Genomic DNA, 26,367 nt, shown 5'->3' with positions numbered 1-26,367 from the left:
TTCACTTCCTGAACAGCCCCTCCAGTTTTCCCTTCAGTTCATCGACGACCTCCTGACCGGCGGTCTCGGCCAGGGCCGAAAAGTCCAAAGCGACATCGGGCCGGGTGAAGGCGCCGCCGATCTTCACCGGCAGCCTCAGGCGCGGCACGGCCTGGTCCTTCTTGCCCAGGATGTTGCCGAGCGCACCGGGCAGGCCGCCTGTCGTGGATCGCAGCAGCTTGCGCGAGTTCTCCTCGGTCAGCAGCAGGTCGCCCCGGAAATCCAGATCGCCGGCGAAGCCGTAGCTGCCGCCGATGGTCAATGCGCCCAGGCCCGGCATCTCGCTGGTGAACCGGTCGAAGTGGACGCGCTCGCCGGCCACCTTCACCGTGCCGGCCATATCCTTCAGCTTCTCCTCCTTGTCGAAAGTGCGTCCGAGCTTCACGGCCAGGGTGTTCAACCCCTGCTGGATCACGCCCGAGGTCACCAGCCGGCCCTGGGTCATGGCGCTCCGGGCGTCCAGGGTCAGCGAGCGCCGGAAGGCCGCGGGATCCTTGCCCGCCGCCGCGTAAGATCCGCTGAAATCCAGGGCGCCGAAGACGTGGCCCTTCAGCGGGGTGAACCGGCTGAGCAGCGAATCGGCCTGGACGCCACGGGCGGCGAAACTCCCCCGGTATCCGGGGGTCTTCATGTCCTGCAGGTCGACCGCCGTCTGGCCGGTGACGCGTCCGGAGAAGACCGCACCGGTCGCCTCGCTGACCGTCACGGTGCGGTCGGCGATGGCCACCTTGCCGGTGATGCCGGTGAAGTTCACCCCTCCGTAGATCAGGTTGGCGATGGCGACCGTGCCCGAACCCGTGAAGTCGGGGAACTCCCGGATCACGGGGGCGCGCGAAGCCTCGGCCGCCGTTCCCCGGGGGGCGGCGCCGGGGCAGGCGGCGGGGAACAGGTTGTCGACGTCGAGGAGCGGCGCGTCCAGGCTGAAATCCAGATGCGGTCTGGCGGCCGCTTCGGCCGTCAGCGCGGGCACGAGCCCCCGCACCACGCCGCTCAGTGTGAAGTTGCTGGGCTGCAGCCGCACCCGGCAGCTCTTGATGGTCACGTCGCGGGGCCCGAAAGTCACGGTGGCGTCCAGGTCTGTCACGGGCTCGAAGATGTTGGCGTCGCGGTAGCTGAGATCGGTGACGGTGATCTCGCCGCCGGCCGGCAGATCGCGCGGGCTGTCCAGGCGGCCGGCCAGCGTGACCGACCCGGTGGCCCTGCCGGCCAGCGTCGCTTTGCGCTCGGCGGGCAGATAGACCTGCAGGCCGGCCAGGTCGGCGACCACCTTGACGGTGCCCTCGATCTTCGCCTCGGCCGGCTGCCTCAGGCCCGTCACCTTCCCGGCGAACGCAAGATCCGCCCCGGATGTTCTCGCCTTGCAGGTCGTCACGTGCAGGGTGTCGAGGTCGAAGGCGACCGCGGCGGCCAGTTCGGTGATGGGTTCGGGGATGTCCGGCAACTCCAGTCGGCCGCCGCTGAGCTCGAGCGATCCTGCGGCGCTCAGGGGATCGTCCAGCGCCTGGTCGAAGGCGATGGTCATCCGCAGATCGAGAATCCCGTTCGCCTTGACACCGTCCAGCGCCGCCGCCTTGTCCGCGGGCGCCAGGGCCAGGACGGCGGCAAGGTCGAGGGCTCCGCCGTCGATCTCGGCCCGGGTGACCGGGGCTCCCGGATCGTAATCGATCTCGGCGGTGACTGCGAAATCCAGGCCGGCCACGGCCAACCCGCTCCTGGCCAGGATGAGCCGCTTGCGCCCCGTATCGATGCGCGCCGTGTGGTTCAGGGTCAACGGTCCGATCGCGAGCGGCCGCTCCCCGGTGATTATCAGGCTGTCGGCGCTCGTTCCGCCGCGGGAGTCGAGCTGCCCGCCGCCGGCGTCGGTCACGGACCAGTCCAGGCGCAGCCCGGTGAGCGCAAATCCTGTGCCGGCCGCCTCGTCCCGGAAACTCAAGGCTCCGCCGTTGCATTCGAACCGTTCGAGGTCGAGAGTTGCACCGGTGTTCCCGGGGGAGGCGCTGCCGGCCGCCGGGCCGCCGGATTCCGCCGGCGCGAAGGTGAAGTTGTCCCGCCCGTCGCCGAGCTTGACCAGGGAGATGTTCGGGGCGTTGATCACGAGCCTGTCGGCGTGCACCTGTCGCGAGAACAAGGGCCGCAGCCGCAGCTTGAGATCCATGTTCCCTGCCGTCAGCAGGCGTCCCTCGGGAAAACCGGCGGGATTGCCGATGCTCACGCCGGTCAGCTGGATCCCGAGCCCGCCGCGCAGCGACACCCGCACGTCCTCGACCGTCACCTCGCGTCCCAGGGCGGCCGAGGCGCGCGCGACAGCCAGATCCCGCAGCTTTTCCATGGGCAAAAACAGCCGCAGGCCGACGGCGAGCAGGATCACCAGCGCCACGAGCGAGCCGGCGGTCCAGCCGAGGATCTTCAGCAGCTTCTTCATGGTTACCACCCGGCTGGGGGTGAGGAATGCGGGCAGATTGTATCACCGGGCCGCCGATCCGCAAGCGGTCACGGCGGGAAACTCGACCGAGGGGCCTCGGCCTCCGTTTCCCGGGTGTTCCGCGCCGGCCGATACGGGACAAGGTATACCCGTTCCTCCCAGATGCAGCGATATTGTGCGATCGACGAGACAAGCCAATCACACAGGGAGGCAACGGCGTGATCAAGGCATACGCGGCATCCGAGGTCGGCGGCGAACTGAAACCTTACGAATACGATCCGGGACCGCTGGGACGACACGAGGTGGAGATAGATGTCGAACACTGTGGCATCTGCCATAGCGACCTGAGCATGCTCGACAACGAATGGGGGATGACCCGGTTCCCGTTGGTGCCGGGTCACGAGGTGATCGGCACCGTCGCGAAGGCGGGAGACGAGGCGACCGGCGTCCGCGTCGGCGACCGGGTCGGACTGGGTTGGCATGCGGGCTATTGCCTGACCTGCCCGTCCTGTCTCGCTGGCGACCACAACATGTGTGCGGCGGCCCAGGGGACGATCGTCGGCCGTCACGGTGGCTTCGCGGAGCGGGTGCGCGCCCATGCCGCCAGCGTGGTCGCGCTGCCGGAGGGCCTCGACGCCCGGAGCGCCGGGCCGCTCTTCTGCGGCGGGATCACGGTCTTCAACCCCCTGATCCAGTTCGACGTTAAGCCGACCGCCAGGGTCGGGGTCATCGGGATCGGCGGTCTGGGGCACATGGCCCTCCAATTCCTGCGCGCCTGGGGTTGCGAGGTGACGGCCTTCACCTCGACCGACGCCAAGCGGGAGGAGGCCCTGGAGATGGGAGCCCATCATGCCGTCGACTCGCGCGACGCGGAGGCGATAAGCGCGTCGGCAGGCCGGTTCGACCTGGTTCTCTCCACAGTCAACGTCAAGCTGGACTGGAACGCGTACGTCGCGGCCCTGCGTCCCCGGGGCCGCCTGCATTTCGTCGGCGCGACGCTCGAGCCGCTGGATCTCGGCGTATTTCCCCTGATCGTGGGGCAGCGCTCCGTGTCCGGCTCACCGGTCGGCAGTCCGGCGACCATCGCCCGGATGCTCGAGTTCGCGGCCCGGCACCACATCGAGCCCGTTATCGAGACGTACCGTTTTGATCAGGTGAACGAGGCCCTGGAGCGGCTGAGGAGCGGACGGACCCGCTACCGGATCGTCTTGAGCGGGTGATCGACAGGAGCCACTGCTCATCGGAATTCGTTGGGGGCGGCATATTCAGGGAACACGGGGCGACTACCGCTCCCGATACAGCGCCAGCGCCGCGTCGAGCGCCGCCTTGAACGTCTCGGGGTCCTCCGGCGTGAAGAGCACGCGTCGGATGTGACCCTTGTTCTTGTCGAGCACGACGTGTTCCAGGAAGTTGGCCCAGTCCAGCTTCAGCGCGGGCCGGAACCCCTTCAGGTGCAGGTCGCCCTTGAGGAGCCCTTCGACCTCGGACTCGGACACGTCGATGCGCTTGATATGGGCGAACGGAACGGTCATCATCCCGAAATGCGTGTCGAACTCGACGCGGTCGTCATAGATGCGGTATTCCTGCCAGATGCTCTTGACGGTGCTCCTGGAGGTGTGGCTGGGCGCCCGGGTCATATCGCAACTCCCTCTCTCGATGTCCGGTGACGATCATCCGATCATCATCGAGCCCACTCCACGCGCCGGGACGATATCATGTCCGCAGCTGTTTGTCTGCAACCAGTCGTTCTATTCGTCCGCAGCGCCGCTTCCGAACAGGTAGCTGAGATCAAGGCTCATTTCCGGACCGCCGTAATTCCGGCTCCCGCCGATCGGCGCCTCGAAATCGGTCATGAGGTTGTAGCCGGCCGCGAGCCCCGTCAAGAAGTGGCGGCTCAGGAGGAAGTCGCTCCCGACAGCGAGTCGGCCACCGAAAGCGGTTTCCTGCCGGGAGGTCGCCAGGACCGTCGTTCCCGATATCACGTCATCCTGACTCCCGCGATAGATGCCCACACCGCCACCGAGATACGGCCTGACGGGCGATCTGCCGGTTGATGAGGAGAAATAATGCCTGAGACCCAGCAGGAACGAGCCGACCGCGGCGGCATGGGCCGAGGTGCCGGAGACGGTCACGCGGGTTTCGGCTTCCAGAGCCATCGCCCCGACAGTGATCGTCAGGGCCAGATCTTCTTCCAGCCAGTGTCCGTACGTCAGGCCGCCCAGGAAACCGCTTCCCGGCATGCTCGAGTACGAGAGAGCCTTCACCGTCACGTTCCTGTCGTTGCCCTGAAAATCGCGGATCGCGCTCGGCTCGATACGCGAGTGCCGGCTGAAGGTTGCTCGTTTCCCTTTTCCTGCCCGTCAGCCGGATTCTCGCAGAGCGCGGGTGAAGCCCGAGGGTGTAAACACACCCGCGGAGAATCGACGTCCACCAACCTCCCGATATGCTATGATAACCGGACGGTTCTACCTGCGTCGATGATTCACGAGGGGGGTTTCTCATGAGGTTATCGAGGGCGCTCGCCGCCGCCGCGATCCTGATGGCGGCCGCGGCGTCATTCGGCCAGCCGACCATGGATTCACTGTGGCCCGACGAGGACGGCATGCGGTGGGAGTATCGGTTCCATGTCTTCGACCACGACGGCGACATCGATTTCACGTCGCCGGCGCACCTGCAACTAGCGGGGACGGCCATGACGCCCGGGGGGGAGGCCCAGGTCCTGCTCGCGGAGCACGCTTCCGTGCCGCGGCCCGGACGAAACGCTCCGCCCGCCCTGCCGCCGCTGTTGTTGAGGATCTGGAGGGCGCGCCCGGATCTGCGCGAGGAGATCGAGAGGCGATACGGCGGCGCGTCACGGTCAGCGTGGTGGCCCCTGTTCCTGCACGGCGGCTACTTCATGAAGACCGCGGACGACATCGAGATGTGGCAGGACGAGTGGCCCCATCGCACCTGGCTGTACATGGAGGACGACCTCACAGTCGGCGCCACGTTCTCGATGCAGCTCGTCCCGGAGCTGGCGGACGACATCTACCTGCACGGCACGGTGGCCGCGATCGACGCCACCGTCGCGACCCCGGCCGGCTCGTTCGATGATGCGCTCAAGATGGACTACCTGATCGATTTCGGCATCCAGGTCGCGACGGACGAGTACGGCGGCGTGATCGGATCCGTTCGCGGCGAGACCGTCGGCCACGTCCACTACGTACCGGGCCTAGGCCCGGTGGACATGCTGGAGGAATCGATCCCCTATGCCTGGATGGATTGCGGGGAGAACGATTGCCCGCCGGAGTGGGAGGCGCTCCTCGGCGTCGTGGTGGAGACGAACACCCTCGTGCTCACCCGGCTTCCGGTGGAGGCGGACGCGGCGAGCTGGGGCGCGGTCAAGGCCATGTTCCGCTGACGGTCACGCCGGTCGATCCGGACCCTGGGCGGCTCGATCCCCCGTAGCGCCCGTCTTGTCCGCCGATCTTGTCCGCAACTTGTGCCGGCGCATCGCGGCGGTCACCAGCCGGCGCGTGAAACCCGCGTGACCCTCCGGGTCGTGGGCGAGACATATGTCGGCGCTGCCCGGATCGGTCGGCGGGTAGTAGACGCCGCAGTTGGGATTGATCTCCAGCATGTACGGCGTGCCGGCGCGGTCCACGCGGAAGTCGCAGCGGCCGAAGCTGGCGCCGCCGAGCGCCACGAAGAAGCGCGCCGAAGCCTCCCTGAGCCTCGCCGCCAGCGCCGGGTCGGCGACCGGGAACGAGGAGAGCTTGTCGTAGTCCACCCACTTCAGCTTGGCGTGCTTGAAGCTCTCCCCCGCGGGGAAGCGGTACTGGATGGGGGTGTAGGTCCTGGGGTGCAGGGGGTCGTCGGGGTTCTCGGCGACGAGGACCGTGCATTCGACCCCGTCGATGAACTCCTCGATCAGGGCGGCGCCGTGGCGGGTCAGCATCTTGCGGGTCTGCCGCCGCAGGCCCGCGGGGCCCCGGACGCGGGAGTGGCGGCTCAGATCGACGCTCGCGTAGCTGCTGTAGTGCTTGACGAACAGGGGGAAGCGGAGCGCGGCGGCGGCGCGCGCCACGTCCGCCTCGCTGCGGGCGAGCACGTAGGAGGGCGTGTCGAGGCCCAGGTCGCGGCACGCCCGCTTCATGTCCTCCCGCGACGGCTCGTAGAACTCCGAGGTGGCGCCCGTGAAAGGGACGCCATATTCCTCCAGGACCCGGACGACCTTGATGCCCGGTACGTCCTGGTCGGCCGCCCCGTCGCACAGGTTGAAGAAGAGGTCGAAGCCGTCCCGCACCAGCCGCGTGACCTGCATGACGGAGGTCTTCTTCTTCAGTGTCGCCACGTGCCAGGTGTCGTCCGGCAGGAAGGGTCGCGGATCGCAGGGCCAGTCGTCTTTGGGGAACGGTTCGGTGTCGAGATCCTGGGTGGTCAGCAGGCAGATGCGCATGTGGATTCACCTTCGTTGATGCGTCGCCCGTGATTGTAACCGCAACGTACACGCGACGATGACATCAAAGGCTACCGGTAGATCGGACGGCGGTCAGGCGCTTCCGATCCGCGGCGTCTTGTCGGCCACTCGGTGCAGGCCCCAGGTCTCGGCGAAGGTGTCGAGCTCGGCGGACACCGCGCCGCGGTATCGCAGGTCGTCGAGGACCAGGTCGCAGGGCGCGTCGAGGTCGAGTTGCACGAGCCGCCGGCTGAGCAGCGCCTCTTCGCGTCCTACCTCGAGCTTCCTGCGCAGGCCTTTTGCGCCGCGCACCGGCAATGTCTCCACCCGATCGAGATCGTCGAAGATGGCGCCGAGATCGCCGAACTCGGACAGCAGCGCCGTGGCCGCCTTGGGCCCCACGCCGCGCACGCCGGGTATGTTGTCCGCCACGTCCCCGGTCAACGCCAGCAGGTCGGCCACCTGGTCGGCGCGTACGCCCAGCTTGCCGGGCATCCGCTCCGCGTTCCACCAGTCGTTCTTCGCCAGGTTGTAGATGCTCACGCCGGGCTCCAGCAGCTGGGCCAGATCCTTGTCGCCGGTGACGATGACCACCTCGTACCCCCGGCTGCGCAGGCGTGTCGACAGTGTCGCGATCAGGTCGTCGGCCTCGTAGCCCGGCGTGATGGCGACGGCGAAGCCCATGCGCGCGACGAGTTCGCGGCATAGGTCGAACTGGGGGATCAGATCCTCGGGAGGTTTGCTGCGATTCGCCTTGTAGGCGGGGAACAGGTCGTTGCGGAAGGTCCTGGCCCCCGCGTCGAAGCAGCAGGCCGCCAGCTCTGGCCGGTGGTCGCGCAGCAGCTTCTGCAGCGTCATGCCCAGGCCGAAGACGGCGTTGATGGGCGTGCCGTCCGGGGCCGACATGCTGCGCATGCCGTAGTAGCTCCGGAACACGTAGGCCATGGTGTCGATGAGGTAGGCGGTCTTCGGCATGTGATCCGCAGCCTTCCCGGGTGTCCGTTCGATCCGCGCGAGATCAACGATGGCATTCCCCACGATCTCACTTCTCGGCGCGATGGTCAATCGATGCGGGTCGCCGGCAGGGGGGGGGTGACATGGATCTCTCATTTGTGGTATGGTAATAAACCGAGCCCGCACGTGTGGCGGGAAAGATTTCCAGTCGTCCCTGGGGGGTCACAATGAAAACCTGCACCTTGATCATGATCTGCGTCCTCGCAATGGCAACCTGCGGCTGGTCCCAGGAGTGGTACCTGAACGTCTACGATGAATTCGACCGGGGAGACCTGGGCGACGACTGGACCGGATGGGTCGTGCCGGGCGATCCCTGCGGCTACGTGTCCGTCGGCGGCGACCAGCTGACCTTCAAGTCGCAGTGCGGGTGCGGATACGATTCGCCCGCCCCCACCGACGTGCAGTACGGCCTGGAACTGCCCGACGACTACCGGATCGTCGTCCGCCTCGACAAGGCCGAGACCTGCGGCTGGACCAAGGTGTTGCTCTCGGAGGACGCGGGCGTCTTTCCGCCCACCCGCGTCCTGGGTCTCTTTCTCAACGGCAACGGCGTCGGGGGAGGATACGGTTCGGTGTCCCTGCGCATGTACCTCGACGGCGTGCCGACCGGCCTGGACGGCACGGAATACGCCTTCGGGATCGGCGTCTGGAACGTCTGGGTCCTGACCAAGGAGGGCGCGCACCTCACGCTCGAGGTCGGCCCGACCGAGGAAGCGCTCTCGCCCCTGCTCGAGGCGACCGAGGCGACGCTCTTCGGCGGCGGCTACCTCACCCTGGAGGGTTCGCAGGCGGGCGTCCTGACGCACGTCGATTACGTGAAGATCTACTCGCACTCGCCCGTGTCGGCGGACGAGATGAGCTGGGGCGGGATCAAGAGGGTGTTCGAGCGGTAGTCCCCGCCCCGCGGACGTCGGGGCAGGGAACATTCTTCATGTCGGCGGGAACCGTGCGTCTCCCGGCCGGCACCTCACTTCCCCGACGAGGCCGAGCCTCGCGCCCCCGCCGCTCTGCCGAGCTTCACGGGCACCGCCTGCTCGCTCATGGACAGGGCGTAGGGGACGGCGCCGGCCGGCGTGTCCCAGGCCTGTACGGCCACGTAGTAGCGTCCCGCCGGCATCCAGGTGAAGACGACCCACTCGGGGTTGCCCGCCTCGTCGTCGGCGCGGATGGCGTAGGCCACGGTGCCGTCCCCGAGATCCTGGAAGACGTACAGGTCCAGGTCGTTCCAGACCTGGTGGGCGCTGTCGTAGAGCTCGAACACGAGGTCGAGGCGATACTGCCCCGCCTGGGCCACGTCGACGAGGTACCAGTCCTCCAGCTTCGCGACGCCGTTGACGTCGGGCAGGACGCATTCGGCGAGCTGGCAGTAGACGTCGGCGTCGTCGATCACGGCGCCCGGGTCGTCGTGGTGGACGGTCCCCGAGACGACGGCGAAGGGACCCAGGGACTGGGCCGCGGTCGGGCCGTGGTCGTCGTTGGGCTCCTGCTCGGCGGCAAGATACGGCAGCGCAGGACCGCCCGGGACGTCGAGGAGTTCGGCGTAGCCCTGGGCGGTGATGTCGATGCCCGACGGGTCGCTGTCGTCGAAGCTGTAGTCCCAGCTCGCGTGCACGAGGCCCACGCCGTCGGCGTAGTGCTCGCGCCGCGTCTCGAAGATGTCCTCGGGCGCGTAGGGCCCGGTGCTCGAATACGCGTGCTCGATGCGCAGCGTCTCGAAGGCGCCCGCGGGCACCTGGATCGAACTCGCCGACAACGTGGTGCCGTCGGAATGGGCCGGCCCGTCGGCCAGCAGGAACGCGCTGTCGTCGAACGTGGGATAGGTGAAGAGGATCACGTTCAGCCAGGCGCCATCGTCCGGCTCCGCCCGGTACAGACCGTCCGCGTCGCCGCACAGGTAGAAGAACTCCGACCGCAGGGCGATTTCCGTGGTCATGGTCTGGTCGAGCGTGTAGCTGCGCACGAGCCAGCCGTCGCGATCGGCGTGGGAGACGGGACCCTCGACGAAGAGCACCCGCAGCTCCTCGGAGCTGGACGACGAGTATCCGTACTGCGACCACACCGAGGCGGACGATTCCCCGTGGTAGAGCCAGGCGTTGCCCTGGGCCAGCGGCACGTCGAGCGGCGCCTGGGGAGGGGCCGCCGTCATGAAGGTCCACGCGTAGGCATCCGCCAGGTGGTTCCCGGCGATGTCCGTGACGTCGACGCCGATCTCCGCCAGGTAGGTCACCGACGGCGCCAGATCCGCGTCCGGGCTGAACACGAGGTGGTCGTTGTCGACCGCCGGCGTTCCCGCGACCGGTGCGTCCTTGGCCGCGCCGAGCGCCAGCTGGATCGTATTGGCGCCGACCGAGGACGCGTCGATCGCTTCCGAGAAGGTCACCACGAGGGTCGTACCGACGTCCACGTCGGCAGCTCCAGCCGCGGGGCTGACCGAGACCACGCTGGGCGGCGTGACGTCGCCCGGCCCGGTCGTGCTTCCCCCGTCGTCGCCACCGCCGCTTCCCGAGCAGGAAACGAGGGCGAGGGAAACGATAATCGCGAGCGCGACGCAAGCCGGCCATCGTCTTTGCAGCAGCACGGGACACCTCCGGAGCCGTCAGGGACCTACCCTTTTCAAGATCGGCCGCTCGGGGGGAGTCTTGAGCCTTGCTGCACCGATGATGTTGATCGCATCGGGCCCTCACCGACGACACGCGGCGATTCTCCGATAAATTCCGTGCAACGAGCTGTTCGATTATTATGTTGGCTCCCGTGACGGCCAGCCACAATCAAGGAGCTAACGATGGCGAGAGCGGAAAACGGCAGCACGGTCAAGATCCACTACACGGGCAGGTACGAGGACGGTACGGTTTTCGACTCCTCCCGCGAACGGAACCCCCTGGAATTCACGATCGGCGAGGGCAGGACCATCGAGGGGTTCGAGGAGTCCGCCATCGGCATGGCGCCCGGCGACACCAAGGAGATCACCCTCGGGCCGGACAAGGCCTTCGGCGAGCGCGACGAGAGCATGGTGCAGCCCATCGAACGCTCCCAGATCCCCGAGGACATCGAGCTGGAGGTCGGGATGCCCCTGCAGGTTCAGTCGCCCGAGGGCGAGACCTACATGGTCTCGGTGGTCGCGCTCGAAGGCGACGCGGTGACCCTCGACGGCAACCATCCGCTGGCCGGCCTGACCCTCGGCTTCGAGATCGAGATGGTGGAGGTGGGCTGAAAACCGCAGAATCGATTTGAGACCCGGCCTCCCGGCTGTTATCGTTGGCTTCCTGATTTCCGGTCTTCGATTAGGTTTCCGCCGCCCGGCCCCGCTCGGTGAAGCGTGGCGTGTCCGGCCGGGCCGCGGGGATGGGTTTAGAGGTCTAAGGAGGCAGCGATGCTGAAGCTGAAGAAGGGTGTCGACATCCTCGCGCACGTGGGCGGCATCCAGTCGATCGACGAGGCGAGAAGGCTGTTCAAGGAGAAGCTCGACAAGAAGCACCTGGCGAGGCTCGAGAAGATCAAGAACAAAGAGGCCCTCCTGAAGATCGCCAACGCCATCGCGATGTGCCAACCGGACAAGGTCTTCATCACCACCGGGTCGCCCAAGGACATGGCGGCTGTCCGGGAGATGAGCCTGGCGAAGGGCGAGGAGAAGCCCCTCGCCATGAAGGATCACACGATCCACTACGATCTGCCCGAGGAGCAGGGCCGCATCGTCGACCGTACCTACTACATCATCAACGAGGGCGAGCCGGTCAGCGTCCTGGGCAACAAGATGTCCCGCGCGGATGCCCTGGCATACGTCAAGACCCACATGACGGGCATCATGAAGGGCAAGACCATGTTCGTCGGCTTCTTCAGCCGCGGCCCGGCCGGCGCCAAGATGGCGCTGCCCGCCCTGGAGATCACCTCCTCGACCTACGTCATGCACTCCGGCGACATGCTCTACCGGCACTGCTACGACCGCTTCGACGCGCAGGTCAAGAAGGCCGGCTACCTGCTGACCAACGTGCACAGCGAGGGCCAGAACCGACCCGAGGATCTGCCCAACGCCCGCGTCTTCATGGACCGCAGTTGGCTGACCACCTTCAGCACCTTCTGCACCTACGCCGGCAACACGCTGCTGCTCAAGAAGGGCAACCACCGCTTCGCCGTGGACCTGGCCACATACTACGGGGGCGGCGAGGAGCTCTCCGAGCACATGTTCATCACCGGCATGAAGGAGAAGAGCGGGCGGATCACCTGGTTCGCCGGCGCCGCCCCGAGCGGCTGCGGCAAGACCACCACGGCCATGGCCGGCACCGAGTTCATCGGCGACGACCTGGCCCAGATGTGGATCGACGGCCGGGGCACGATGCGCGCCATCAACCCCGAGCAGGGCATCTTCGGCATCGTCGCCGACGTGAACCGCGAGGGCGATCCCTACCTGATGAAGTGCCTGCGCGAGAAGGGGACCGAGGTCATCTGGTCCAACGTCCTGATCGACGACAAGGGCGTGCCCCACTGGATGGGAAACGGCGAGAAACACCCCAAGAAGGGCGTGAACTTCCAGGGCGAGTGGTTCGAGGGCAAGACCGACAAGAACGGCAAGGAGATCCCCATCTCCCACCCGAACGCGCGCTGCACGCTGCGCGGCAAGGCCATCGGCAACTACAGTCCCGAGGTGGGCGAGTCCCCCAAGGGTGCGCCGGTCAAGGTCGTTACCTACTCCGGCCGCGACGCCGACACCATGCCTCCCGTCTGGGTCGGCAAGAACTCGGATCACGGCGTGGTGATCGGCGCCTCGATCGTCTCGGCCGCCACGGCGACCGAGGTGGGCGCCAGCGGCGTGAAGCGGCAGCCCTGGGCCAACGCCCCCTTCATCCCCGGCGCACTGGCCGACTACATGCGCGTCCAGTTCAAGTTCTTCGGCAGCGACAAGTACAGCAAGAAGGGCCGTCCGGTCCTCGCCGGCCTGAACTACTTCCTGACCCATAGGGCCCGCGGCGGCGAGGGCGCCAAGCTGCTGGGCGAGAAGCGCGACGTGAAGGCCTGGCTGACCTGGCTGGCCCGCTTCGCTCACGGCGACTACGAGGGGATCGAGACGCCCATCGGCTTCATCCCCAGGTACGAGGAGCTCAAGGAGACCTTCGCTGAGACTATCGGCAAGAAGTACCCGAAGGATCTGTACGACAAGCAGTTCTCGATCTACGTGGACCTGATCCTGAAGCGGATCGACCTGCAGCGCGAGGCCTTCGGCAAGGAGGAGAAGCTGCCGAAGCAGCTGTTCAAGGTCTACGCCGAGTGGGAGAAGGGACTGAAGGCGCTGAAGAAGAAGTTCGGCGCGGTCGTGATGCCGGACCAGCTCGGCTAGACGACGCCCGGATTGGACGAGAGACGGCGCCCGGCTCCCCCGAGCCGGGCGCCGTCGTATGGGAGCCACGACGCGATTCCCGCAGCGACCGAGGACCGGCCCGGCGACGCGGTTGACCGCTCGCAACCGGTGATGCTAGTGTCGTGTGGCCGACCGGGCGCAGGGGGGCGTTCTTATCCGATCGCATCGGACCTAGTTCGACTCCGTTCGCATACCGTCGCCCGGCACCACAGGAGGGATCATCCGATGAAGCAGGGACTCACTATGCTATCGCGGGTCTTGATCGCCATCGCGGCCTTCTGCCCGTCGCCTGCGGGTGCCGGCGGAAACGAACTGGAGATGGGCGCGGGGCGCTACCGCCCGTCGCCGGAAAGCGCCTACGAATACGTGCTCTTCTTCGCCGCGAACAAGGTCGGCGCTACCACCTGCCATCTCACGACACCCGACAGGACCTTCGAGCTGGCCTGGTCGGGCGACGGGTTCAGTGCCCAGGAGAACGAGGAATTCGCCGCCCTCTACTGGGGCATCGGCCTGGCCGCGGCCCAGTCGGCGATGTCGGCGCCCTGGACGGTGGTCTTCGACCAGGGCCTGCCGCTCGAAGCCGTAGCGGAGATCACCTTCACGGCCTTCCAGGCGGATGACTTCCCGCCGGTGGCCGAGATCATGTCGCCCGCGAACGGCGAGATCATCACGAATCCCGATCCCAATCCCTTTCAGATCGCGTGGAGCTACGTCGGGGGCGATCCGTGCAGCTACGCTCCCGAAACGGCCAGGCCGGTGATCTGTCTGGACCCTCCCGACGAAGACGAACTCTGCCGGGACGATCTGCCCTGCAACAGCCAGACCTTCACGCCCGACTTCCCCTTCGTCTATTCCCACGGCACCTGGGGGATCACGCTCCATACCTACGTGAACACGTGCTTCGGCAGCACGGGGATCAACGTGACCGGAGGGACCTGGGTGGTGGAGACATACAGTTGGGGGGTGTTGGTGAGCTTCGGCAGCGGGATCGGCCCGTCCCCCCACACGTTCACGGTCGTTCCCACGGAGAAGGCGAGCTGGGGAACGGTAAAGACCGTCTATCAATGATCCGGGGGCATGCGCCGTGGGCGATCTGAAGGGCCTGCACGTCCTGCTGACCTACACCTGCCTCTACGAATGCGATCATTGCTTCCTGTACTGCGGCCCCTCCGCCGAGGGCACCTTCACGCTGGAGCAGGTGGAGACGGCCATCGCCCAGGCCGACGGCGCGGGCGTGGAGGAGCTGTTCTTCGAGGGCGGCGAACCCTTCCTCTACTATCCGCTGCTCGAGGCGTCCGTGCGCCTGGGCAAGAGTCGCGGCCTGTCCTGTCATCTCGTGACGAATTGCTACTGGGCGACCACGGTGCGCGACGCCGAGCTGTGGCTGGCGCCGCTGCGCGAGGCCGGGCTGGATTCGCTCTCGGTCTCCGACGACGCCTTCCACTGCGAGGACCCCGGGCGGAGCCCCGCCCGCCGGGCGAGGGAGGCGGCGCGGAACCTGGGCCTGGCCGCCGACAGCATCTGCATCGAGGCTCCGGCGGCCCTCGCATGGCCGGGACAGACGAAGGGCGAGCCCGTCGTCGGCGGGGACGTCCTGCTCAAGGGCCGCGCTGTGGAGAAGCTCGCCGCGGGCCTGCCGCGGCGGCCTTTCTCCTGCTTCACCGAGTGCACGGGCGAGGAACTGGCCAGCCCGTCGCGCGTGCACCTCGATCCCTTCGGCAACGTCTTCGTCTGTCAGGGCGTGTCCATAGGCAACATCTGGCGGACGCCCCTGGCGGAGGTGATGGCCGCCTACGACCCGTCGGCCCACCCCATCGTGGGACCGTTGCTGCAGGGAGGCCCGGCCGCGCTGGCCGAGCGGTACGGCCTGCCGGAGGGCGAGGACTACGTCAGCGACTGCCACCTCTGCTATCTGGTGCGCTGCCGGCTGCTTGACCGGTTCCCCGAGCAGCTCTGTCCGCGGCAGGTCTACGGTCCGGGCGCCGGGTGAGCCGTCCCCGTCCTCGAGAGTCCGGACCGCGCGCGGACCGGTAGCCCGGCAGGGACCGGGCGGGCCACTCGTCGAGATCCGTGATCATCCCGGCCAGTCCCCAGGTCCGGCACGACGTCCAGCGTGCCATCGTCGAGGTGATCGCGATCGCCAGCACCATGCCCATGATCACGTCGCTCAGGAAGTGGTGGTTCATGAGGATGCGCGTCGACGCCACGACCGCGCCGACGCTGAACAGGGGGATGCGCCAGCGGGGAAAGGCGAACGAGAGGCTGAGCGCGACGGCGACGACCGTGGCCGTGTGGCCCGACGGGAACGCATTGTAGGCGTAGTCGATCTTGAAAGGCACGAAGCCGTACTCGTCGTGGCGCAGCAGGTTGTAGGGGCGGCTGCGCCCGACCAGGAGCTTCAGGACGTTGGTGGCGATCCCCGACAGGGCGACGGACGAGACCAGGAGCACGGCGGCCGTCAGCAACCGGGGCTGCTTGAGAACGAAGCGAAAGACCAGCGCCGCCAGCGCGCCGCCTATCAGATACCCCTGCGACCTGCCGAAATCCGTGATGGGACCGAGCACGTCGATCACGGAGTCGGGGATCTCCGCGCAGAGATACGCGATCCGGCGATCGAGCAGGCCGTAGCTGAGCAGGCTCGACAGCGGTAGAATGGCGTATGCGAGAATCTTAGAGCAACGGTCGCGGAACATCGCGGACCTCCGGAGTCCATCATCCGCACAGGGATACCCACTTGTAAACCAGATGATTATCGCGCAGACTGGATGACGGTCCAGACCCGCGGCTCGCGTTTCCACTCGACCTGCCCCGCGACCCGCGGCTTGCACCTGGACAGGCAGCAGCTCGCCCACTCGAATGACGCCGGAACGGTGATCGGAATGATGGATGAGAGCCGCTATCGCCGGATGTTCGACGCCGTCCAGGCCGGGATAATCGTTCAGAGGGCCGACGGCGAGATCGTGTACGCCAACCGCATGGCCGCCGAGATCCTGCCGCCGCTCGCCGGCGATCCCGTCGCGATGTCAAGCACCGATCCCGCGTGGCGGATGAGCCTGGCGGACGGCACGCCCGTGCCCGGCGAGGATCATCCTTCCATGATCACCCTGCGGACCGGCAAGCCCCTGCGCAACCAGGTCCGCGGCCTGTTCGCCGACGACCCCGCCGGAACCCGCTGGTTGCTGGTCAACACGGAGCCGGTCTTCGAGGGGGACGGCCGGAAACCCGCCGAGGTCATCATCACCTTCGTCGACATCTCGGAACTGCGCCGGGCCGAGGACACCCTGCGCGCGGAGAGGGACAGGGTGCAGCAGTACCTCGACATCGCGTCGGTGATGCTCGTGGCCCTGGATCGCGAGGGCGAGGTGACCCTCGCCAACCGGAAAGCCCTCTCGCTCCTGGGTTGCCGCGAGGATGAGCTGCTGGGCCGCAACTGGTTCGAGTGCTGCATACCCGCGGCAAGCCGCGCCGAAGTGAAGACGGTCTTCTCGCGCATCATGAACGGCGAACTGGAGGCGCTCGAGGCGTTCGAGAACCACGTCCAGACGCGCGCGGGCGGGATGCGGCTGATCGCCTGGCGCAACACCTACCTGCGCGACGCGGCGGGCAGGATCATCGGGACGTTGAGCTCGGGCGAGGACATCACGGACCGACGGGAGGCCGAGCGGGAACGCGAGGTTCTCCGCGAGCAGCTCCTGCAGTCGCAGAAGATGGAGGCCATCGGCCGCCTGGCGGGCGGCATCGCGCACGACTTCAACAACCTGCTGACGGTGATCATCAACAACGGCGACATGCTGCTCGAATCCGTGTCCCTGTCGGATCCGGCGCGTCGGGACATCGCCGATATCGGACGCGCGGCCCGCAGGGCGGCCGACCTGACCAGCCAGCTGCTCTCGTTCAGCCGCAAGCAGATCATCGATCCCCGCGACATCGACATCAACGAGGCCGTGGCCAGGGCCGAGATCATGCTGCGCCGGCTGATCGGCGAGGACATCGACCTGCTCGTGATGCCCGATCGCGACCTGAAACCCACCAACTTCGATCCCGGACAGATCGAACAGATCCTGTTCAACCTGGCCGTCAACGCGCGGGACGCCATGCCCACGGGCGGCAAGCTGACCATCGAGACGCAGAACGTGGAGCTGGACGAAACCTACCACCGCAACCACCTGCAGACGCGGCCCGGCAGCTACGTGATGCTGGCGGTCAGCGACTCGGGCCAGGGCATGGACGAGCAGACCCAGAAGCTGGTCTTCGAGCCCTTCTTCACGACCAAGGATACAGGACAGGGCACGGGTCTCGGGCTCTCCACGGTCTACGGCATCGTCAAGCAGCACGGCGGCTCGATCGAGTTGTACTCCGAGCTGGGCAGGGGGACGACGATCAAGATCCTGTTGCCGTCCAGCGAGACGCCCGCGGGCGCCTCCGCCGCGAAGAGGGAAAGAACGGCCCCCGCCGGCAGCGAGACGATACTGTTGCTGGAGGACGAACAGGAGGTGCGGCGCATCACCCGCCGGATACTCGCCCGCCTGGGGTACACCGTTCTCGAGGCGGCGCACCCGGACGAGGCGATCCGTCTTGGCGGGGCGGAGGGCGCCGAGATGGACCTGCTGCTCACCGACGTGGTCCTGCCGCGCATGAGCGGCAAGACCTGCTTCGACGAGCTGCGCGCTCACATGCCGGATCTCAAGGTCATCTACATGTCCGGCTATACCGAGAACGTGATTGCGCACCGCGGCGTGCTGGACGACGGCACCCATTTCCTCCAGAAGCCCTTCACCAAGGAGACCCTGGCGCGCAAGGTGCGCGAGGTGCTGGATTCCTGACGCGGCTGGGCGGTACCGGCTAGTCTGCCGCGGTCTCCACGTCCTTCGCGCACCGGAAGCCCACGTTGAAGTCGCCGAAATTGGACGGCAGGCCGTTGCGGCGGTCGATGTGGTTGCAGAACGCCCCCGAGTACCAGCCGCCGCCCCGGATCACACGGAAGCGTCCCTGCTCTGGCCCCTGGGGATTCTCGGCCGGGCACTCGCGATAGTAGTCCGGGTCGTAGCGGTCGAGCACCCATTCGCGCACGTTTCCCGACATGTCGTGCAGGCCGTAGCCGTTGGGCAGGAGCGAACCGACCGGCAGGGTGCCTTCGTATCCCGCCCCCTTGTGATTGACCGCGAGGGGATCGGCGTCGTCGCCGTTGGGGAACATCTTGCCCACCAGCCCGCCGCGCGCGGCGAACTCCCACTCGGCCTCCGTCGGCAGACGCTTGCCGGCCCACTCGGCGTAGGCGATCGCATCGGAGTGGCTGACGCCCACGATGGGGTTGTCCGGATAGTCCGGTCCGCAGCGGAAAAGCTCCATGCCCCAGAAGACCGGCAGGTCGCGCCCGGTCTCCTCGCAGAAGGCCAGGTACCCGGCGTTGGTCACCTCGGTCCGGTCCATGTAGAACGGCGAGACGGCGACCTCGTGCAGGGGGTTGTCCTCGCCGTCGTGCATCCCCATGGCGTAGGCGCCGCCTGGTATCAAAACCATGCCCTCGGGCGGCTCCGCGGCCGCGGCGAGCGACGCGGCGACCGTCAGCACGACCGTCAACACCCATATGCGGCTCATTTCATGCCTCCAGATACGGGAACAGGAGTCCGGCGCGATCCTTGCTACCTTATCGCGTCGCGCTCCGCGAGCACAAGCCGTGTTCGCGGGACGAAGTGGCATCAGACCTTGCACGATGGCCGGCTAAGGTGTCAATTGGCGGCATCGGCTCGGAACAAAAGGGGGAGAATCCCGGTGTCCGGAACTGGCAAGGCCGACATTCCCGCCGTCGTGTTCGGCGGATTCCTGACCGCCCTGGGCGTCGTCCGCAGCCTCGGCCGCAACGGGATCCCGCTGCGCCTGGTCTCCGAACAGCCGGACTTCGTTTCCAGGTCGCGCTGGGCGCGCCATTTCCCCCCGGGCACGATACCAGTCCCCTCGCCAGCCGGCCTGGACGACCTGCTGGGCGCGCTGCCCCTGGACGAGGCGGTCCTGATCCCCTGCAGCGATCACTGGACGCGCGCCGTGGTCGGCCGGGCCGAGTCGAACGGCAGGCGCTTCTTGACCAGCCTCCCTTCACGCGAGACCCACGCGATCCTCACGGACAAGAAGACCCTGTCCGCGACCCTGGGCCGGCTCGGCATCCATCAGCCCAGCACCTCGCCCGTGGCCTGCGAGCGCGACCTGGAATCCATCATGGGCGGCGAGCCCCGGGACTGGTTCCTGAAGCCCTGCGACAGCCAGGCGTTCCGCCTGCGCTTCGGGCGCAAGGCGTTCCGCGTCGGTTCGGCGGCGGAGGCCAGCCGCCTGCTCGAGGAGATCGCCGACGCCGGACTCGAGGTGCTGCTGCAGGAATACGTCCCCGGAGGGGCGGATCAGCACCACTTCGTCGACGGTTTCATCGATGCGCGGGGACGGATCCGGGCCCTCTTCGCCAGGCAACGCAAACGCATGTACCCGCCCGATTTCGGCGACAGCAGCTACATGATCAGCGAGCCCCTCGCGGCGGTTGCGGAAGCCGCAGCCGCCATCCGCAAGCTCTTCGCGGACATGCCATACCGCGGCATCTTCTCGGTGGAGTTCAAGCGCGATCCGCGTGACGGCCACTTCCGGCTCATCGAGGTCAACACGCGTCCCTGGTCCTTCAACGAGTTCGCGGCGCGCTGCGGCGTCGACGTGACCATGATGGCCTACCGCGACGCCCTCGGCGAGGAGGTGCCCGAGATCCTGCGTTACCGGGAGGGGTGCGGCTCGGCGCTGCTGATGGAGGACGTGTCGGCGTGCCTCGCCCTGATGCGCAGGGGCGAGATGGGGCTCGGCTCCTGGTTGAAGGACGTGCTGCGGTCCGAGTGGTCGCTCTTCCGCTGGGAAGACCCCCTGCCCGATTTCGCCCGCCACGCCGGCTCTCTGCGGGATCGCTTCCGCGGTCGGATGGAATGACCCCTGTCATTTGCCGGACATTTGGCGGGGAACATCATACGTGATATGTTGTAAACTATCCCTCGTTCACTCCCGCCACGATGTCCCCCGTCTGGAGGTCCGACTTGAAACGCATCGAACGAATCCGCGCCATGTCGATGGCACATACGCTGGTCCTGCTGGTGCTCGCGCACGCCGCGGCGGCCATGGAGCCCGGCGACTTCAAGTCGTCGCTCGCCCGCGCGGTGCAGGAGGACAAGCCGCTGGTCATCGACTTCTACACGGATTGGTGACCCAGCTGCAAGGTGTTCGCCCGTGAGGTGAACGGATCGGATGTCATCAAGGAAGCCTTGAACCACGTGGTCCTGGTGCAGATCGACTGCGAGAAGGGAGAGGGTCCCGAGATCGCCAAGAAGTACGGCGTGAGAGGATATCCGACCTTCATCGCGATCAACGCCGCCGGCGAGACCACGGACAGCACCATCGGCTACGGCGGGGCCGAGGCCTGGGCCTCGTTCGCCAGGTCCAGCGCCGCCGACCGTCGCACCATCGCGGCCAAGACCGCGGCCTACGACGAGGCGCCCACGGCTGCCCTGGCCTTCTCGCTGGCCAACCATGCCTCGACGTCCTACGACTTCGAGGGCGCCGTGGACTACTTCCTGGTCGCCCGCACCAGGGATCCTGCCAACGCCGCCGAGTACACCGAGTCCATCCTGACGAACATGTACTACGGGTCGTACAGCGAGGCCTTCACCCTCGACGAGATCGAGGCCGAGGTGGAGCCCGCCTTCCACCATGCGGACACGGACGTCGCGGACAAGCTGAACCTCGCCTCGATGATCACCGACGTGGCCAAATCGGCCGGCGAGCCCGGGCGCGCCGCGCCGTACCTGCAGGCGGCCATGGCCGCGAGCGCGGACGCGACCGACGAGGACCTGACCGGGCAGCGCGCGCACCTGGCCGTCGACGCGGCCCTGATCGTGGATGAGAACCCCGAGAAAGCTCTCGAGCTGATGCGGGGCACGATGCCCGAGGGCTGGCAGGAGGATCCGAGGCGGCTCAACAGATTCGCCTGGTGGTGCTTCGAGAACCGGGTCGACCTGGAGGAGGCGCTCGCGCTCGCCCTGAAGGGCGTCGAACTGGCGCCCGACGACGAGTCCCGCGCCCAGATCCTCGACACCGTGGCCGAGATCTGCAACGCCATGGGAGATTGCGGCAAGGCCGTCGACTTCATCAAGCGGGCCGTCGAGCTCCAGCCGGAAAACCAGGGCTATCAGGACCAGCTCACCCGCTTCGAGCAGCTTCTCGAGGAGCAGCGGCGCGGCTGATCGCGGGACTATCCGGGCACGGGAGGACGCCAGTCCCTACAGCGAGAACCACCGGTTGAACTTCAACAGGAACACGTCGTGCGGGTGCACCCGGAAGAGCCCGTCGAGATCGTTCCCGAGGTCGGAGGCCCCGCTGGACAGGAAGTCGCTGCGGGACTGGGACCACACCACGAACAGGGTGGAACCGGGCTCGTACTCCCATCTCACCACCAGGTTCGAGTTGAAGTCCCGGAAGTTGAAGTCGGGATCGCCGATCTCGTAGTCGGCCGCGCCGTCGCCGTTCTCGTCCACCTCGTAGACGGCGTCCACGGTGTCGTAGGCGATCTCGCCCGAGCCGAAGGCGTGGGAACGATCGGCGTACGCGTCCGCCCGCGGGTCGGTGATGCGCTTGAAGGCGCCGAAGCTGCCGGACGAGACGAACGGGGAGCCGTAGTACTGCACGGTCAGGTTGGGCGTGACGCAGTAGTCGAGCCGGAAGGTCAGCGAGAAGGTGCGCTGGTCGACGTGTCCGAACAGGTAGCGGTCCTCGCCGTCGTGGGAGACGGTGTCCACGTACTGCATGTCGTGCAGGTTGCGCGTGAAGCCGGGGTTGAGGCTGATCTGCAGCGCGTTGCTCGGCCGCGCCGCGAGGCTGATCCAGCCGTTCCAGACGTCGAAGTAGGACGCGTCGCCCTTGTCGAACCAGCCGCCCAGGCTGGAGCGCACGTCCTTGCTGGAATCCGACCACAGGTTGAAGCTCGCCTCCGTGTCGCCCGGCAACTCCATCGACGGCCCGCCGCGCAGGGCCGTGTTGGACGTCTGCGCGAAGGTGCGGGACACGCCCCAGTAGCCGCCCCAGCGGTTCCTGAACTCCCAGCTCGAATTCATGTTGACCGCGGCGCCGAGGAAGTTGCCGCCCCAGTCCCAGTTCAGCCACTGGTTCCCGTTGAGCTGCCAGTAGTTGAAGATCGAGAAGGGGTTGCGCCGCGTGTAGCCCACCCAGGTCGACTGGTTGATCTCGTCGGCGCGGCGCATGTAGCCGATGTCGTTGATCTCGAAGCCCGGCGAGCGGAAGGCGGCGCCGGTCTGGAACATCAGGCTGCTGTTGTTGCCGGTGCGTGTCAGCAGCAGCGAACCGGCCGAGCCGCCCAGGGTCGTCCGGGTAGGATCGTAGTCCGTGTGATCGTTGTCCGGACGCTGGAAGTAGCGGGCAGAGGCGGTCTGTGCCGCGTCGATGGACTCGGCGGTGCCGCGCAGGCGACTGCCGAAGAAACGGGCCTCCAGACGGAAGTCGCGGTCGTGGAAGCAGTGTTGCAGGTCCACGCCTCCGGCGTAGGCGCTGCGCCGCAGGAACTCGAGCTGGGGATCCTCGATGTCGCGGTTGACTGCGGTTATCATGGCGCCGATCACCGTATCCCCGTCGCGGAAGTCCTGCATCGCGCGTCCCACGAAGTAGTTGGTGCCCGGTTCCACGGCCGTCTCGCTCTCGCCCGCGGGGCCGGTCACGGCGGCCCTTTCGAGGGCCGTGGCGCTCTCGAGGATGCAGATGGACAGGCCGTCCGCTGTTTTGCCCGTCAGCTTGGCGGCGCCGAGGATCGAGGTGTTCCCGGGCGCCTTCGCGTACTCGTCGTCGTCCAGGTCAGGGGAGTGGGCCGGACGCTTGCCGATGCGCCGCGAGTAGAAGAGCCGGTCGCGCGTGAAATGGCCGCCGGTGATGGCCGGCGCCAGGGGCAGATCCAGGATGTTCGCGCCCTCGATGAAGAAGGGCCGCTTCTCGCTGAAGTATGTCTCGAAGGCGGTCAGGTTAACCTCGGAGGGATCCGCCTCGATCTGACCGAAGTCCGGATTGATGGTGAAGTCCAGGGTGAGGTCGCTGCTCAGTCCGATCTTGCCGTCCATGCCGATATCGACGTCCGACGCGTTGCCGTCGCGGTAGGGGTCGCCCTCGATCTTCGCGAAGGTCTCGGTCCGGGCGACGGAGTAGGGCATGATCTCGATGCGCCGCGCCGGCTCGATGCTGCGGATGCCGTGGATCTCGCCGAAGTTGCTGACCCAGCCGGAGACGTCCCTGGGGATCTGTTGCCAGGTCGATCGCTCCTCTTCGCGGAAGATGCGGCGCTGCACCTGCAGGCCCCAGACCTGCTCCTCCGCGCCGTCGAAGCGCAGCTGGCTCAGGGGAATCCTCATCTCCGCCGTCCACCCCCCTTCGTCGATGCGGGTGGCGCCCTCCCATACGGGGTCCCAGCTGCCGTCCCAGTTGTTGCCGTCGTTGGAGACGAACTCGTCGCCGCGCGTGCCGGAAAGGCTGAGCGTGAACGAGAAGGCCGTCCTCTGGTCGTGGTAGCTGTCGATGTTCACCTCGATCCAATCGCCGGGAAACCAGTCGCGGCGGGCCAGCAGGCTGCGCACCAGCGACGGATCGTCGTGCATGCGGAAGCCGAAGTAGAGGGCCTGGTCGTCGTAGAGGATCTTGAACTCGGTCTGGGCCGCGGGTGCTGCGCCATCCTCCGGCATGCGCTGGACGAACTCGCCCGACCACGCCACGTGATGCCAGGCGGGGTCGTCGACGCGGCCGTCCAGGACCGGCTTCGCGCCGTTCACGCGGGCCGTCCGATAGATGCGGGGGGGGGGCGGGGCGTTCTCGTTGCGGGCTGCGGATTGTGCGGCCGCGCCGGCCAGCAGCGACAGGATCAGGAGGACTCGCATGATCGGATCCGATCTAACGGGGAATTCGGACAACCGGCCGGGAGCGCAGGTTGTAACTACCCGATTAGACGTCGGAATGTTGCAGATGGTTTGAGCGGGCGCGGCCGGCCCCTCATCGTCGTTGCGCCGCGATGGCCGCGCCCCGTCGGGACAACGCGGGCTAGCCCGTCCTCTGCGGCGCCGTCTTCGCGTTGGTGAAGCGTGGCAGCATCGACCGGATCGTCAGGGCGCGGTCGGCCAGCTGGGTGGCGCCGCTCGCGGATTCTTCCGACTTCTGCACGTTGCCGCGGGTGATCTCGAAGACGCCGTCGATGATCAGGTTCACGGAGTGGATGGTCTCGGTGTGCTCCTGGGTGACGTGCTCGATATTGTGCATCACCTTGCCCACTTCGTTGACCTGCCGGTAGAAATCGTTGAACTGCTCGATGACCTCGCCGGAGATGCCCGCCCCCTGTTGCACCTCCTCTCCGGTGCGGTTGAGGACCATGGCGATGCGGGTTGCCGCCTCGGAACTGCGCAGCGAGAGCTGACGTATCTCGTCGGCCACCACGCCGAAGCCCTTGCCGACGTCGCCTGCATGGGCGGCCTCGATGGCCGCGTTCAGGGCCAGCATGTTGGTCTGCAGTGCGATCTCCTCGATTGTCTCGATGAACGCCATCATCTCCTTCGACGACCCCTGCAGCATGTTCATGGCCTCCGCCAGGCGATTCATCTGCTCGACGCCGTACTGGGTCGAGGCCATGGCCTTCTGGGTCGTCTGGCCGGCTTCGCGGGCCTGCACGCTGGAGACGTCGATCCGGGCGGTCATCTGCTGCAGCGCGCCCGCGGCCTCGCGCACCATCGACTCCTGCTTCTGTGTGTCCGAGGCGATCATCTGGCTGTTGGTCATGATGTCCGTGGACGAAGCGGTGACCTCGTCCACGTAATCGCTCAGGCCCCGCAGCGTCCGTCCCAGGAGCGAGATCTCATCCTCGTTCCGGGACCGCTTGTCGTTGCCGGCGCCGACGAACGACTCGCAGAGACCCGCCATCATCTCGATGGGCTTGGTGGTGCGGCGCGTGTACAGGAACTGGACGATCAGCATCAGGCCGATGGCGACGGCCATGAGGGTCAGGGACTGCGTGACGATGTCGCTGTACTGGGCGAAGATCTCCTTCTTGGAGACCGACAGCACCAGGATGGCGTCGATCGGGTCGATGGGCGTGAACACGAAGAACCGTTCCTCGCCGCCGTAGACCACGTCCGCGATGCCCGTCTCGCCGGCCAGCATGCGTTGCGCCGCCTCTTCGAGACCGTGCGTCTCGCCCACCGCCGGCGCGTCCGTGATAGAGGTGTTGAGGGCCTTAGTCATGTCGGGATGGTGGAGGATGATCCCGTCATGGCGTACCAGCATGGCGGAGCTGGAGTCGAACATCTTGAGGTTGTTGAGCTGCTGCTGCAGGACCGCGGGGTTGATGTCGACGCCGGCCACGCCGATCATGGCGCCGTCGGGGGCGAACAGTGGGTAGTTGTACGAGATGTACATGACCTGATCGAGCAGATCTATGTTGAAGTCGAAGAGCGGCTCTCCCGCCGCCATCACCGACTGGTACCAGGGCCGGTTGTAGACGTAGTAGTCGTCGCCGGGATCCCGCTCCTGCTCGTCCCAGTACTCCCCGGTGATGCCCGACGCCATGAAGACCGACTGGAGCTCCGGATCGGCGGCCTTGAGCCAGCGGAGCATGGCGAGCAGATCCTGGTACGTCTCGTCGTGCGTATGGTCGATGCGGCGCTCGGTGTTGTCGATCATCCACTCGAGCAAGAACGGCGCCTTGCCGAACGTCCAGGCCACCTTGGCCTTCTCCTGGAAGAAGCCGTCGATGGCGTACGACGTGCTCTTAACGCGGTCGACGGCCTTCTCGTAGCTGCCCTCGAGCAGGATCCGCCGCGTGTACTTCATGTTCACGGCGATGAATCCGGCGAAGATCGCCACGCTGAACGCGCCGAGGACGATCATCATCTGGTACTTGAGCTTGATGGCGCTGAATTTCATGTGACTCGCAACTCCCGGTCGGTTCTTCCCCTCGCGACATGACAATCCACATAGCTATTCGTTTCCGGAGGGGGGAACTTGAGAAAAGATTAGCATCGAATCGCAGGGTGTCGTAATGGAATG

General features: G+C 66.8%; 21 protein-coding genes. 11 read left to right on the top strand and 10 right to left on the bottom strand.

Annotated features, from left to right (window positions below; translation table 11 throughout):
* Position 1: 1 nt before the first annotated feature.
* Positions 2-2,461 carry an AsmA family protein gene (locus tag KJ554_06735; GenBank protein ID MBU0742026.1) on the bottom strand — a complete coding sequence of 820 codons (2,460 nt, stop codon included), beginning with the start codon at positions 2,459-2,461 and terminating at the stop codon, positions 2-4.
* Between the two features lie 26 nt (positions 2,462-2,487).
* Between KJ554_06735 and KJ554_06730 the strand changes: the two genes are divergently transcribed.
* The gene (locus tag KJ554_06730; protein ID MBU0742025.1) at positions 2,488-3,681 is read left to right on the top strand and encodes an NAD(P)-dependent alcohol dehydrogenase; all 1,194 of its coding nucleotides are present in this window, start codon (positions 2,488-2,490) and stop codon (positions 3,679-3,681) included.
* Between the two features lie 63 nt (positions 3,682-3,744).
* Here the strand turns inward: KJ554_06730 and KJ554_06725 are convergent, their stop codons facing one another.
* Both KJ554_06725 and KJ554_06720 read right to left on the bottom strand, forming a co-directional pair.
* Positions 3,745-4,098: a hypothetical protein gene (locus KJ554_06725; protein MBU0742024.1), complete on the bottom strand. Its 354-nt coding sequence runs from the start codon at positions 4,096-4,098 to the stop codon at positions 3,745-3,747.
* A gap of 111 nt (positions 4,099-4,209) precedes the next feature.
* Positions 4,210-4,725: a hypothetical protein gene (locus KJ554_06720; protein ID MBU0742023.1), complete on the bottom strand. Its 516-nt coding sequence runs from the start codon at positions 4,723-4,725 to the stop codon at positions 4,210-4,212.
* A gap of 236 nt (positions 4,726-4,961) precedes the next feature.
* On the opposite strand from KJ554_06720, the gene KJ554_06715 reads away from it, so the two are divergent.
* The gene (locus KJ554_06715) at positions 4,962-5,861 is read left to right on the top strand and encodes a hypothetical protein (GenBank protein MBU0742022.1); all 900 of its coding nucleotides are present in this window, start codon (positions 4,962-4,964) and stop codon (positions 5,859-5,861) included.
* Positions 5,862-5,864: 3 nt separating this feature from the next.
* Here KJ554_06715 and KJ554_06710 read toward each other — a convergent pair whose 3' ends face one another.
* Together KJ554_06710 and KJ554_06705 are read right to left on the bottom strand one after the other, a co-directional pair.
* Complete coding sequence (locus KJ554_06710) at positions 5,865-6,899, bottom strand: D-alanine--D-alanine ligase (GenBank protein ID MBU0742021.1); 1,035 nt, start codon at positions 6,897-6,899, stop codon at positions 5,865-5,867.
* A 93-nt stretch (positions 6,900-6,992) separates the two neighbouring features.
* A complete protein-coding gene (locus KJ554_06705) occupies positions 6,993-7,874 on the bottom strand; it encodes a hypothetical protein (GenBank protein MBU0742020.1) in 882 nt (293 codons plus the stop codon).
* Positions 7,875-8,080: 206 nt separating this feature from the next.
* Between KJ554_06705 and KJ554_06700 the strand changes: the two genes are divergently transcribed.
* Complete coding sequence (locus KJ554_06700; protein ID MBU0742019.1) at positions 8,081-8,806, top strand: hypothetical protein; 726 nt, start codon at positions 8,081-8,083, stop codon at positions 8,804-8,806.
* A 74-nt stretch (positions 8,807-8,880) separates the two neighbouring features.
* On the opposite strand, the gene KJ554_06695 is transcribed toward KJ554_06700, so the two are convergent.
* Positions 8,881-10,491 carry an Ig-like domain-containing protein gene (locus KJ554_06695; protein MBU0742018.1) on the bottom strand — a complete coding sequence of 537 codons (1,611 nt, stop codon included), beginning with the start codon at positions 10,489-10,491 and terminating at the stop codon, positions 8,881-8,883.
* Between the two features lie 204 nt (positions 10,492-10,695).
* Between KJ554_06695 and KJ554_06690 the strand changes: the two genes are divergently transcribed.
* From KJ554_06690 to KJ554_06675, 4 genes are all read left to right on the top strand, one after another.
* Positions 10,696-11,124: a peptidylprolyl isomerase gene (locus KJ554_06690; protein MBU0742017.1), complete on the top strand. Its 429-nt coding sequence runs from the start codon at positions 10,696-10,698 to the stop codon at positions 11,122-11,124.
* A gap of 159 nt (positions 11,125-11,283) precedes the next feature.
* Complete coding sequence (locus tag KJ554_06685; GenBank protein MBU0742016.1) at positions 11,284-13,242, top strand: phosphoenolpyruvate carboxykinase (GTP); 1,959 nt, start codon at positions 11,284-11,286, stop codon at positions 13,240-13,242.
* Positions 13,243-13,488: 246 nt separating this feature from the next.
* Complete coding sequence (locus KJ554_06680; GenBank protein ID MBU0742015.1) at positions 13,489-14,331, top strand: hypothetical protein; 843 nt, start codon at positions 13,489-13,491, stop codon at positions 14,329-14,331.
* Between the two features lie 16 nt (positions 14,332-14,347).
* Positions 14,348-15,253, top strand: a complete 906-nt coding sequence (locus KJ554_06675) for a radical SAM protein (protein ID MBU0742014.1) — start codon at positions 14,348-14,350, stop codon at positions 15,251-15,253.
* Here KJ554_06675 and KJ554_06670 read toward each other — a convergent pair.
* Positions 15,153-15,956 carry a phosphatase PAP2 family protein gene (locus KJ554_06670; GenBank protein ID MBU0742013.1) on the bottom strand — a complete coding sequence of 268 codons (804 nt, stop codon included), beginning with the start codon at positions 15,954-15,956 and terminating at the stop codon, positions 15,153-15,155. The genes KJ554_06675 and KJ554_06670 overlap by 101 nt on opposite strands.
* A 72-nt stretch (positions 15,957-16,028) precedes the next feature.
* On the opposite strand from KJ554_06670, the gene KJ554_06665 reads away from it, so the two are divergent.
* Complete coding sequence (locus tag KJ554_06665; protein MBU0742012.1) at positions 16,029-18,086, top strand: PAS domain S-box protein; 2,058 nt, start codon at positions 16,029-16,031, stop codon at positions 18,084-18,086.
* 19 nt (positions 18,087-18,105) lie between these two features.
* Here KJ554_06665 and KJ554_06660 read toward each other — a convergent pair whose 3' ends face one another.
* A complete protein-coding gene (locus KJ554_06660) occupies positions 18,106-18,861 on the bottom strand; it encodes a formylglycine-generating enzyme family protein (protein MBU0742011.1) in 756 nt (251 codons plus the stop codon).
* 174 nt (positions 18,862-19,035) lie between these two features.
* Here KJ554_06660 and KJ554_06655 point away from each other — a divergent pair, with 174 nt between their 5' ends.
* The 3 genes from KJ554_06655 (at position 19,036) to KJ554_06645 (ending at position 21,527) form a co-directional block, all read left to right on the top strand.
* Complete coding sequence (locus KJ554_06655; protein ID MBU0742010.1) at positions 19,036-20,220, top strand: hypothetical protein; 1,185 nt, start codon at positions 19,036-19,038, stop codon at positions 20,218-20,220.
* A 104-nt stretch (positions 20,221-20,324) separates the two neighbouring features.
* Complete coding sequence (locus KJ554_06650; protein MBU0742009.1) at positions 20,325-20,492, top strand: hypothetical protein; 168 nt, start codon at positions 20,325-20,327, stop codon at positions 20,490-20,492.
* Between the two features lie 27 nt (positions 20,493-20,519).
* Positions 20,520-21,527, top strand: a complete 1,008-nt coding sequence (locus KJ554_06645) for a hypothetical protein (protein ID MBU0742008.1) — start codon at positions 20,520-20,522, stop codon at positions 21,525-21,527.
* 36 nt (positions 21,528-21,563) lie between these two features.
* Here the strand turns inward: KJ554_06645 and KJ554_06640 are convergent, their stop codons facing one another.
* Together KJ554_06640 and KJ554_06635 are read right to left on the bottom strand one after the other, a co-directional pair.
* Complete coding sequence (locus KJ554_06640) at positions 21,564-24,212, bottom strand: carbohydrate binding family 9 domain-containing protein (protein ID MBU0742007.1); 2,649 nt, start codon at positions 24,210-24,212, stop codon at positions 21,564-21,566.
* Between the two features lie 160 nt (positions 24,213-24,372).
* Positions 24,373-26,244 (bottom strand): hypothetical protein, encoded by a 1,872-nt coding sequence (locus KJ554_06635; protein ID MBU0742006.1) that lies wholly within the window; start codon positions 26,242-26,244, stop codon positions 24,373-24,375.
* Between the last annotated feature and the right edge of the window lie 123 nt (positions 26,245-26,367).

This window comes from bacterium, from assembly GCA_018814885.1.
Taxonomy (GTDB): Bacteria; Krumholzibacteriota; Krumholzibacteriia; order LZORAL124-64-63; family LZORAL124-64-63; genus JAHIYU01.
Note: the sequence above shows the minus strand (reverse complement) of the source record. Positions and strands in the feature narration are given on the sequence as shown.